The organism is Streptomyces nanhaiensis (assembly GCF_046614825.1).
GTDB classification, from domain to species: domain Bacteria; phylum Actinomycetota; class Actinomycetes; order Streptomycetales; family Streptomycetaceae; genus Streptomyces; species Streptomyces radiopugnans.
In genome coordinates this window covers 21,319-31,415 of sequence record NZ_JBKJFM010000061.1, presented here as the reverse complement: position 1 = coordinate 31,415, position 10,097 = coordinate 21,319, and the positions used below count along the sequence as shown (strand labels likewise).

Below are 10,097 nucleotides of genomic sequence, written 5' to 3'. Positions count from 1 at the left end.
GGGGGGGCGGTCGGCGGGGGGGGACGGGGGCAGCAGGGGGGTGAGGTGGCACGCGGCGGCGCAGGGACCGGAGGGGGTCTGCGGGGCCGCGGCGGCCGGGGCGACGGGCGGGACGGGGACGAACGCGGAGGCGGGGGGCACCAGGACGCCCAGCAGGAGGGCCGCCACCGCCAGCAGGGCCCGGACCGGCGCGGCGCGGAGCACGGCGGACCGCTGGTCCATGCCGCCTCCTCCTCCGCCGTCCTCGGCCGCCCTGCGCCGGCGCCCTCAGGCGCCGCCGGTGCCGTCGCGGCACCGCCGGTGCCCGCCCGCATCCTCCCGCATCCCCGGCGTGCGCGGAACCGGGATCAGGGCTCGATCAGCCCCGCGCGGATCGCGTAGCGGGTCAGCTCCAGGCGGTCGCGCAGCCCGAGCTTGTGCAGCATGTTCGCACGGTGCCTCTCCACCGTCTTGACGCTGATGACCAGTGTCTCGGCGATCTCCTTCGAGGAGTGGCCCTCGGCGACCAGTTTGAGCACCTCCTCCTCCCGTGCGGTGAGCACCCGTTCGGGTACGTCCCCGCCCTGCCGGACGCGGTCGAGGTAACTGCGGATCAGCGCGGTGACCGCACCCGGGTAGAGGAACGGCTCGCCGCGCATCGCCGCCCGGCACGCCTCCACCAGGTCCCGGTCGGCCACCGACTTCAGCACGTATCCCGAGGCCCCTGCCTTGAGCGCCTCGAAGAGGTACTGCTCGTTGTCGTACATCGACAGGATCAGGATGCGCAGGCCGGGATGGCGGGCGGACAGCTCCCGGGCCGCCTGCAGACCGGTCATACGGGGCATGGCGACGTCGAGGACGGCCAGGTCGGCGGGGTGCTCGCGGGCCGCGGCGACGGCCTCGGCACCGTCGCCGGCCTCGGCGACGACGCTCAGGTCCGGTTCGCCGTCGAGGATGAGCCGCACCCCGCGGCGCACCAGCGCGTGGTCGTCGGCGAGCAGGATGCGGGTGACGGCGGGCTCGGGCGCGTTCACGCGGCCGCCTCCTCTCCGGTCGTGTCCATGGCGTCGGCCGTGGTCGTGCCGCCGGCCGGCGGTGCCGCGCACGGGGGCCCGCCGTCCACGGGCACCGCCAGGCGTACCCGGGTGCCACCCTCCGGCGCCGGGCCGATGTCCAGGTCCGCGCCGACGAGCAGCGCGCGCTCCCGCATGCCGCGGATCCCGGCGCCCTCCCGGGCGGAGCCGATGCCCCGGCCGTCGTCGCGCACGCTCAGCACCACCCCGCCGGCGGTGCGCCGCAGCCGCAGCTCGACGCTGTCGGCACCGGCGTGGCGGGCGGCGTTGGTCAGGCTCTCCTGGGCGACGCGGTACAGCACCAGCTCCCGCTCGCCGTCCAGCGGCGGCAGCCCGCCGTCGAAGCGGCGGCGCACCGTCAGCCCGGTGTGGGTGGAGTAGTCGGCGGCCAGCGCGGTGAGGGCGCTGACCAGTCCGAGGTCCTCCAGCACGCCGGGGCGCAGCCTGCGCGCCAGCCGCCGCACCTCGTCCAGGCTGCCGCGGGTGGTCTCCTGGGCGTGCTGGAGCTCGGCGCGCAGCTCCTCGTCCGGGGTGCGGTCGGCCGCCCGCTTCAGCTCCAGCAGCACGGCCGTCATGCTCTGGCCGACCTCGTCGTGGAGCTCCTGGGCGATGCGGCGGCGCTCGGCCTCCTGCGCGGACAGCACCCGGGCGCTGCTGGCGGCCCGCTCGGCCTCCAGCCGGTCGAGCATGTCGTTGAAGGTGCGGATCAGATCGGCCACCCCGCCGTGCCCGGCCACCGGCAGCCGGTGGCCGGGCCTGAGCAGGTCGACCTCGGTCATCAGCCGGGTCAGCCGCTCCAGCGGCGCCAGGCCGACGCGCAGCAGGGCGGCGTTGGCCACCAGCATCACGGCCAGGCCGGTGACCAGGACGACGGCCTCGGTGAGCAGCACCGGCACCGAGACGGTCACCGGCGCCCACAGCAGCAGCGCCGTGGCCGCACCGAGCACCAGGGCGTTGAGCCCGAAGATCCGCCAGAACAGGGACACGGCGTGCACTTCCTCCTCGATCACCTGCGTCCCCACCACTATCCGCCACCGGCGCGGTCCGGCCGGCCTCGCCCGGCCCTCCCCGGCCAGCCTGCCGCGGCGGGGCGGGCCGGTCGATCGGTGGCACGGGCCATCCCCTCCGGGTCCGGCCCCTCTCCCCCATCCGGTGCGTGCAGCCCTCCCCCACCCCGGAATGGGTGACACCACCGATGGACCGCGCGCGGCACGCCGTCCATGGTGGGAGCGCAGGGGCGCGTGGCCCCTCCTCGGGGACGGGCCGCGCGCCCTCCCGTATGCCACCGGTCTCCGTAACCCTCACCCTCGGCACGGAAGGAACACGACCGCGATGACGATCGACGCGGGCCGCTCCGCGGACCCTCCCGAACGCCTCCGGGCGCACGACGTGCGCCTGCGCCTGGAACACGAGCGCGACTCCCGCCTCTCCCAGCTCGACGCCGTCGAGGAGGCCGCGGACCAGGCGTCCGCGGACCTGCTGGCCGTCCGGACGGACGCCGTACGCCGGGTGCTGGTGGAGATCGACCTGGCGTTCGCCCGGCTGGAGAACGGCACCTACGGGATCTGCGAGGGCTGCGGCAGCGCCATCCCCGCCGAGCGGCTGGAGATCCTGCCGTACGCGAGCCGCTGCGTCGGCTGCCAGCAGCGCACCATCTGACGGCACGGGGGCGCCGGTGCGCGGACACCGTACGCCCGCGCCTCATGCCCGCGCCCCCGTGATCCCCGCCCCCGCGTACCACCCGCGCCCGCAGAGGACGTGACGCATTGAACGACCAGGCCGCCGGCGTCCACGACGCCGCCCTCACCCAACGGGAACTGGCCGCGCTGCGCGAGGACCTGGAGGAGCAGCGCCGCTTCCGCCTCGACCAGTTGAGGGAGTTCGGCCGCCAACGGCCCGTCTCCCCCGCCGTCCCCCGGCCAGCGCCCGCCCGGGCCGACACGGCACGGGCCGACACTGCGCGGACCGACACGGCACGGGCCGAGATCGACGCCCGGCTCGCGGAGTCCGCCCGGATGGTGCTGGCGGACGTGGAGGCCGCCCTGGAGCGGATGGACCGGGGCGGCTACGGACGCTGCCTGCTGTGCTCCCGCCCCATCCCCGCGCGGATGCTGGAGATCGTCCCGCAGACCCGGTACTGCGCGCACTGCCGGCGGGCCGGAGAGACGCGGCGCTGACACCCGGGGGCGCCGCCCCTCCACCTCCCGTACGAGACGGCGGGGACCGCGGCCTCCGCCGCGATCCCCGCCGGGTTCGGTCCGGCCCGGTCCAGCCCGTCCGGCCCGGTTCAGCCGAGCGCCTGCGCCAGATCCGCCACCAGGTCGTCGGCGGCCTCGATGCCGACCGACAGGCGCACCAGGTCCGAGGGCACCTCCAGCGCCGAGCCCGCCGCCGAGGCGTGCGTCATCCGGCCCGGGTGCTCGATCAGGGACTCCACACCGCCCAGCGACTCCCCGAGCGTGAACAGCTCCGCCCGGTTGCACACCTCGACCGCCGCCTCCTCGCCCCCGGCGACCCGGAAGGAGACCATGCCGCCGAAGTCGCGCATCTGCTTGGCCGCCACCTCGTGCCCGGGGTGCGTCTCCAGCCCCGGGTAGTACACCTGGACGACCTTGGGGTGGGAGGCGAGCAGTTCGACGACCCGCGCGGCGTTGGCGCAGTGCCGGTCCATGCGCACCGCCAGCGTCTTGACACCGCGCATCACCAGCCAGGAGTCGAACGGCCCGGCGATGGCCCCCATCGCGTTCTGGTGGAAGGCCAGTTCGTCGCCCAGCCCGGTGTCGGCGGTGATCAGCGCACCGCCGACCACGTCGGAGTGGCCGCCCATGTACTTGGTCGTGGAGTGCACCACCACGTCCGCGCCGAGCGCCAGCGGCTGCTGGAGGTAGGGGCTGGCGAAGGTGTTGTCCACCACCAGGCGGGCGCCCCCCGTACGGGCCACGTCGGCCAGCGCCGCGATGTCGGCGATGCCCAGCAGCGGGTTGGACGGGGTCTCCACCCACACCGCCTTCGTACGCGGGCGCAGCGCGGCACGCACGGCCGCCGGATCGGAGGAGTCCGCCACGTCCCATTCCACGCCCCACCGCTCGGCGACCTTCGCGAAGAGCCGGAAGGTGCCGCCGTAGGCGTCGTTCGGGATGACGACGTGGTCACCGGGGGTGAGCAGGGTCCTCAACAGGCAGTCCTCGGCGGCCAGTCCGGAGGCGAAGGCCAGCCCGCGCCGACCGCCCTCCAGCGCGGCGAGGTTCTCCTCCAGGGCGCTGCGGGTCGGGTTGGCACTGCGGCTGTACTCGTAGCCGCCGCGCAGGCCCCCCACCCCGTCCTGTTTGAACGTGGAGACCTGGTGGATCGGTGGCACCACCGCCCCGGTCGCGGCGTCGGGCTCCTGCCCGGCGTGGATGGCGAGGGTCTCGAAGTGCTGCGCCGGGGTCCGCGCGGTGTTCCGCGCCTCGTCCCGTGCTGCGTGCTCGTCACTCATGGCCACGAGCCTAGTGCCGCGGGCCGTACGGTGGGGGTATGGAAGCCCTGCTGTTCCTCATCGCCATCGCCGCCGTCGTCGGGCTGCTGATCGTGCCCGCGGTCCGCCGCCGCCGGGAGCTGAACGGCTCCGGGGGCTCCTCTCCCGGGGTCCGGGCCGCCGGCGATCCGGACCGCTACGGCCTCGTACCGCCGGAACGGCTCGACGTGAGGCTGCCGGGCCCCGACCCGGAGCTGGTCGAGGCACTGGAGGAGACCCAGCGGACCCAGGACTGGCAGCCCGTCGCCCGGCTGCTCGCCCTGACCGGCGACGACTGGGAGCTGCGCTGGCAGCGCGTGCAGTCGCTGGCGGGCGCCGCGGCCGTGGAGCTGGCGCGCTCGCGCACCGCCCCCGCGTCCCCCGAGGCCCCGGCCGGCCAGGCCCCCCCGGCCGACCAGCCCCCCTCCCTCAGCAAGGAGCAGCCGCCGGCCCCCGCGCCCGCCCCGGACGCGCGCTGGCTGCGGAACTGGCGCACCGCCTCCCCCCGCGACACCGGCTGCGCGCAGGTGTACGCGCAGTTCCTGGTCTGGCAGGCGCTGGGCGACACCGGCTCGGCCGACCGGCGGATCATCCTGGAGGAGGCCCGCGAGATCGCCCGCGAGGCGATCCGGCTCGCACCGGCCGACCCCACCGCGTACATCACCGACCTGTTCGCCGCCCGCGCCCTGGGCGTGCGCCGCCCCGAGTTCGAGGAGCGGTGGGAAGAAGTGCGCAGGCGCGCGCCGCACCACATGGGCGCGCACCTGGTGGCGCTGCCGTACTGGTCCGCCAAGGGCCACGGTTCCAAGGAGGACGCCTACGCCTTCGCGCAGCGCGCCGCGGGCGAGGCCCCCGAGGGAAGCCTGCTGCCGGCCCTGCCGCTGTTCGCGGTCTACGACCACCTGCCCGAGGCCAACATGGTGCGCGGCCTCTACCGGAGCGCGGTGGTGGAGCAGGCGATCGAGGGCGCGCGGTACGCCCTGCACCACGCCCCCGCGGACCACCCCGTCGCCCCGCACGTGCGCCATCTGCTGCTGTGCTTCCTGGTGCGCGCCGAGCGGTACGCGGAGGCCGTGGAACAGGTGCGGGCCGTCGATGGTTATGTCGGTGCGCTGCCCTGGGTCGACGGCGGCGACCCGGCGGCGGAGTACGCGGCGTACCGCGCCCTGGCGGTCGCCGGCTACGAGAGCCTGGGCGGCGACGCCGCGCACACCCCGCCGGCGCACTGAGACGCAGGAGCGGCGTACGGCGGACGACACACTCCGTACGCCGCCCGAGGCGGCACCGGGCCCACCGGGCCCGCCGAGGCCACGAGGAGAGTTGAGCATGCTGTTCGGCCACTTCAAGAAGTCCCTCCCGACGGCGGAGGAGGCCCTCAAGGGCCGCCCGGAGCGTCCCTACACCGTCCCCGCGACCCACACCGTCCTGGGCAACCCCCTGCTGGGCCCCTACCCGGAGGGGCTGGAGACCGCCGACTTCGGCCTGGGCTGCTTCTGGGGGGCGGAGCGGAAGTTCTGGCAGACCGGCGGGGTGTGGACCACCCTGGCGGGCTACCAGGGCGGTCACACCGAGAACCCGACGTACGAGGAGGTCTGCTCGGGCCTGACCGGCCACACCGAGGCCGTCCGCGTCGTCTTCGACCCCTCGAAGGTCACCTACGAGGAGCTGCTGCGGGTCTTCTGGGAGTCCCACGACCCCACCCAGGGCTTCCGCCAGGGCAACGACGTGGGCACCCAGTACCGCTCGGCGGTCTACACCCACTCCCCGGAGCAGGAGGCCGCGGCGAAGGCGTCCCGCGACTCCTACCAGGCCGTCCTGACCTCCTCCGGCTACGGCGAGATCACCACGGAGATCCTCCCCGCCGGGCCCTTCTACCCTGCCGAGGCCTACCACCAGCAGTACCTCGACAAGAACCCCGGCGGCTACTGCGGCATCGGCGGCACGGGCGTCAAGCTGGATGCCCCGTCCGAGACGAACTGGGGCCGCTCCTGCCCCACCGGTATCGCCCCGGCCGGGGAGTGACCGGGTAGCGCGGGGCCGCGGGTCGTTACTCGGCGATTCGGTCCGGGGCTCCGAGGTCCCTGCGCATCACCCGGCGTAGCTCGGCGATGGCGGCGTCGTAGGCGTCCTCCGGTCGCGCATAGGCCGGGCTCGCCGCATCGGCTCCTTCCAGGATGCGGTCCCCGGTGTTCCGAAGGAGCCTGAACGCGGCGCCGGAGGCATCGATGACGTCCTTCGGCGCGAGGATGGCCAACTGGTGGCGGAGTTCGTACGCGCCGGGCGCGAGGAACAGTTCCCGCACCCGGCGCTTCCGTTCCTCCCCCGACAGGGGAGCGTCGTCGGCGGCCTCGTTGAGGGCGGTCATGACGCGTGAGAGTGCGGCGGAGTGCTCCGCATACAACTGCCGACGTGTCTCCAGCGCACGGTCCGCCCGCTCACGCCGCCACCGGAGCCGGTCGGCGAGCAGTGTCGCCCCGACACCGATCACCGCGCCCAGAGCCGTGCTGACAGGTGATATCCACTCACGGCGAAGGAGCCTAGATGATCGATTCCAAGAGGTCAGTGGTCGTAGGCGGTCAGTGAGCGTAGGACGGGCTGGCTGGTGTGGTCGTTGCGCCAGACCGCGGCCGCCAGTGCGAGGATGCGTTGCATGACGCGGGCGACCACGCCGCCCGGTGTGCGGCCTCGGTGCTGTTCGAGGTCAAGCCGGCCCTTGAAGGTCTCGTTGACCGACTCGATGACCTGCCGCAACGGCTTGAACGGGGGAGCCCCGGCCCGCTCCGGCTCGTCCTTGCGGGCCGGCCTCAGCAGCCGGATGTCCTGCTCGGCCAACTGGTGCTCGAAGGCGCGGCCGAAGTAATTCCTGTCGCCAATCAGCGTCTGCCCGGCCCGGGCGGCGACCAGTTCCGGTTCGGCGGCAAGCAGGTCCAGCAGGGTCTCGCGTTCGCCGGCCTTGGCCCCGGTCGGGGCGAAGGCGATGGGCAGGCCCTGCAGGGTGCACACCAGGTGCAGGCGCAGGCCCCAGAAGAAGCGGCTGTGGCTGGCGCAGCAGCCGTACTCGGCCCATCCGGCCAGGTCGGAGCGCTTGACGGTCTCGCGGGAGCGTCCGCAGTCCACCGGCGTGGAGTCCACGATCCACACGTCATCACCCCATCACAGAGGTGTCGGTTGCCAGCAGCCGGGTGACCCGCCGCAGCAGCTCGGTGGCCTTGCGCAGGCGCTTGTCGCAGCCGGGCTGCTGGGGCAGGCAGGGGAAGAGGTGCCGCAGGTGGGCGCGGGCGTGGCGGAGCCACTTGGCCTCGGAGGTGAAACCCAGCATGGCCTGCATCATCGCGAGCGTGACCAGCTCGGCATCGGTCAGTTGCGGCACGATCCCGACCGCCGGACGCCAGGGCGCCAGGTGCGATGAGTCCTTCAGCAGGTCGTCGGTCCTCACCTGGAGTGCGGTGGCGAGGGAGTCCGACCCTGTCTCCGCACGCTGACGTTGGACCCCCTCCTTCCAGTCCCGCGGGCAGTTCTCCGGAACGGATCAGCACGTGGAGACAGGTGGCTACCGCGGACTCAGGCGCCCACGGTCCCGTCGACACCTTCACGCAGAAAGTCCGCATGCCCGTTGTGGCGGCCGTACTCCAGGAGCACGTGCATCATCACCATCCGCAGCGATACCTCCTCACCCCATCGTGGCTGATACCCGGCCTGGTCCAGGGACTTGGCCTCCCGCTCGATACGGCGCGAGGTCTCTACCTCGGCCTCCCAGGCTACGAAAGCCTCGTCCCTGGTCGACTCGCTCGCGTCGTACGCCGCCTGGAAGTCGATCTTGTCGGACCAGACCATGGGTGCGTCGTGGTCCTCGAACACCCGGCGGAACCAAGCACGCTCCACCTCCGCCATGTGCCGCACCAGACCGAGCAGCGAAAGCGTGGACGGTGGCATCGACTGCTGTCGCAGCTCCTCGTCGGTGAGTCCTTCGCACTTCATGGCGAGGGTTGCGCGGTGGTAGTCGAGGAAAGCCCGCAGCATGTCGCGTTCGCTGCCAAAGCTGGGCGGTCCTATGCGGTTGTCGCTGGTCACTGGTTGTGCTCCTCATCCGTGCCTGCGTTGAGAGCCAGTATCTACTCCCGTCGGCTGTCCCAGACGAGGGCCGTCAACCGGACCTGATTGTTCCCGCGGAGATCGCCGACCACAGGAACCAGAAAGGCTCATTGGACCCCGCAGCCGCAACCACCCCTTGGAATCGGTCATCTAGGGTGCCCTCCCGGCTCAGGTACGGGAAACGAGCATCCTCGGCTTCTGTACGTCCCTGCCCGCGTCCCTGGTCGGCCCAGAGCCCTCCCCTGCCTCAGGAGAATCACGGCTCAGTCGGCACGACACCCGGGCCGCCGAAGTACTCAGGTATGGAGACCCGCTGTCGGCAGGGGATCGATGAACACGGCCAGGTAGCGGAACTCCCCCATGGTCCCGTCCTGCTGCGAGTACGGCTGCCAGTCGAGGGGATACGTCCCCCGTAGGCTGCACGTGTTCGGCTCGTGAGTTCCCTCGGCCCACAGCAGCGTGCCGCTGAGCACCACCCCTTGGTGGATCCTGAACTCACGATCCCTGGTGCGCCTGCTCTGAGGCCGTGGCGGTGTCCACAGCAACGGCTCATTGGTCAGGATGAACGCCAGGCCGTTCTGGTCGCGTTGAGTGCAGAAGCGCTCCAGCCTGGCCATGTCCCGCACGAAGTGCAGTCGAGCGAGATCGGCAGCCCCATGTGACCTCAGTGCGTATTCCTCTCCAAGAGGGCCGGCCTCGCCTGTCCACTCCCTGGTGACGTATTTGAACTCGACAGCAGTGGAAGCCGAAGACCCGATGCACAGGAGGTCCAGATACTCGGGCCTTCCTGACGAGCGCTGAGGCACCTCGAGCCTGGAGCGCACGCCGGGTGCCAGCTCCCACAGGACCCGAGCGAAGCTGTGCTGGAGGTCCGCCTCGGAGTGGAACACCGGCCTGTCCCGGCAGAGCCGCGCCATGACGTCATCGAGCGACACCTGCCCGGCGATGTTCGCGCTGCCATCCATCGATGCCATGTTCACGACGCCATTGAAGTCCCTTGCGAGCAGAACCCTCAAGCCGTACAACCGCCTTCCGGCGACGACCAGACTGTTGGGCCCGGGCGCGTCGGGGTCGTCGTAGTACTCGGTCCGCGTCATGCCTCACCACACGGATGGTAGGTACGGCCCGGACGTGTGAGTACCACCGCGAACGCCATCGGCACGCGGCGAAAGGGGACTTGGCCCGGTGGAAGGACCATTGGTCGGGGTTCCGCCCGACTGTTCACGACCGCTGGTGCAAGCGGAACAGCTCGGGCGACGGGCACGCCTCCAGCGGCTCGCCAGGCCGGTCGACCCATTTCCACCAGAGGCGCCGGCCGGCACAGCTCCACAGCGACCGGCAGGCTCTCCGGCCGTCGTCCTGCCGTCCGGAGAGCACGGAGCCGCCGGATCTCATGGGTCGGCCGCACTCGGGGCAGGCCGGAGCCTCGATGGTCACGCGGCGCACCATAGCGAAGC

General features: G+C 72.6%; 10 protein-coding genes and 2 pseudogenes. 4 read left to right on the top strand and 8 right to left on the bottom strand.

What is annotated here, in order from left to right; genetic code table 11:
* From ACLIYP_RS15465 to ACLIYP_RS15455, 3 genes and pseudogenes are all read right to left on the bottom strand, one after another.
* A pseudogene (locus tag ACLIYP_RS15465) lies at positions 1 to 222 on the bottom strand (hypothetical protein); the annotation flags it as partial.
* A 125-nt stretch (positions 223 to 347) separates the two neighbouring features.
* Entirely contained in the window at positions 348 to 1,013 is a 666-nt protein-coding gene (locus ACLIYP_RS15460; RefSeq protein ID WP_412713706.1) for a response regulator, read from the bottom strand.
* A complete protein-coding gene (locus ACLIYP_RS15455) occupies positions 1,010 to 2,038 on the bottom strand; it encodes a HAMP domain-containing sensor histidine kinase (protein WP_412713709.1) in 1,029 nt (342 codons plus the stop codon). The genes ACLIYP_RS15460 and ACLIYP_RS15455 overlap by 4 nt, the downstream gene beginning before the upstream one ends.
* A 346-nt stretch (positions 2,039 to 2,384) precedes the next feature.
* Between ACLIYP_RS15455 and ACLIYP_RS15450 the strand changes: the two genes are divergently transcribed.
* Together ACLIYP_RS15450 and ACLIYP_RS15445 are read left to right on the top strand one after the other, a co-directional pair.
* On the top strand, positions 2,385 to 2,711 hold the full coding sequence (locus ACLIYP_RS15450) for a TraR/DksA C4-type zinc finger protein (protein WP_412713705.1): 327 nt from the start codon (positions 2,385 to 2,387) through the stop codon (positions 2,709 to 2,711).
* A 107-nt stretch (positions 2,712 to 2,818) separates the two neighbouring features.
* The gene (locus ACLIYP_RS15445; RefSeq protein ID WP_412713704.1) at positions 2,819 to 3,229 is read left to right on the top strand and encodes a TraR/DksA family transcriptional regulator; all 411 of its coding nucleotides are present in this window, start codon (positions 2,819 to 2,821) and stop codon (positions 3,227 to 3,229) included.
* Between the two features lie 110 nt (positions 3,230 to 3,339).
* Here ACLIYP_RS15445 and ACLIYP_RS15440 read toward each other — a convergent pair whose 3' ends face one another.
* Positions 3,340 to 4,530, bottom strand: coding sequence for a cystathionine gamma-synthase (locus ACLIYP_RS15440; RefSeq protein ID WP_412713703.1), 1,191 nt, complete (start codon positions 4,528 to 4,530; stop codon positions 3,340 to 3,342).
* A gap of 38 nt (positions 4,531 to 4,568) precedes the next feature.
* Between ACLIYP_RS15440 and ACLIYP_RS15435 the strand changes: the two genes are divergently transcribed.
* Positions 4,569 to 5,777, top strand: coding sequence for a hypothetical protein (locus tag ACLIYP_RS15435; protein ID WP_412713702.1), 1,209 nt, complete (start codon positions 4,569 to 4,571; stop codon positions 5,775 to 5,777).
* 97 nt (positions 5,778 to 5,874) lie between these two features.
* Positions 5,875 to 6,570 carry a peptide-methionine (S)-S-oxide reductase MsrA gene (gene msrA, locus ACLIYP_RS15430; protein WP_412713701.1) on the top strand — a complete coding sequence of 232 codons (696 nt, stop codon included), beginning with the start codon at positions 5,875 to 5,877 and terminating at the stop codon, positions 6,568 to 6,570.
* Positions 6,571 to 6,595: 25 nt separating this feature from the next.
* Here msrA and ACLIYP_RS15425 read toward each other — a convergent pair whose 3' ends face one another.
* The 4 genes and pseudogenes from ACLIYP_RS15425 to ACLIYP_RS15410 all read right to left on the bottom strand — a co-directional run bounded on the left by ACLIYP_RS15425 (position 6,596) and on the right by ACLIYP_RS15410 (position 9,737).
* Entirely contained in the window at positions 6,596 to 6,913 is a 318-nt protein-coding gene (locus tag ACLIYP_RS15425) for a hypothetical protein (RefSeq protein WP_412713700.1), read from the bottom strand.
* A gap of 194 nt (positions 6,914 to 7,107) precedes the next feature.
* Positions 7,108 to 7,984: pseudogene (locus tag ACLIYP_RS15420) on the bottom strand (IS982 family transposase).
* Positions 7,985 to 8,109: 125 nt separating this feature from the next.
* Complete coding sequence (locus ACLIYP_RS15415) at positions 8,110 to 8,619, bottom strand: DinB family protein (RefSeq protein ID WP_412713699.1); 510 nt, start codon at positions 8,617 to 8,619, stop codon at positions 8,110 to 8,112.
* 317 nt (positions 8,620 to 8,936) lie between these two features.
* On the bottom strand, positions 8,937 to 9,737 hold the full coding sequence (locus ACLIYP_RS15410) for a hypothetical protein (protein ID WP_412713698.1): 801 nt from the start codon (positions 9,735 to 9,737) through the stop codon (positions 8,937 to 8,939).
* Positions 9,738 to 10,097 lie beyond the last annotated feature (360 nt).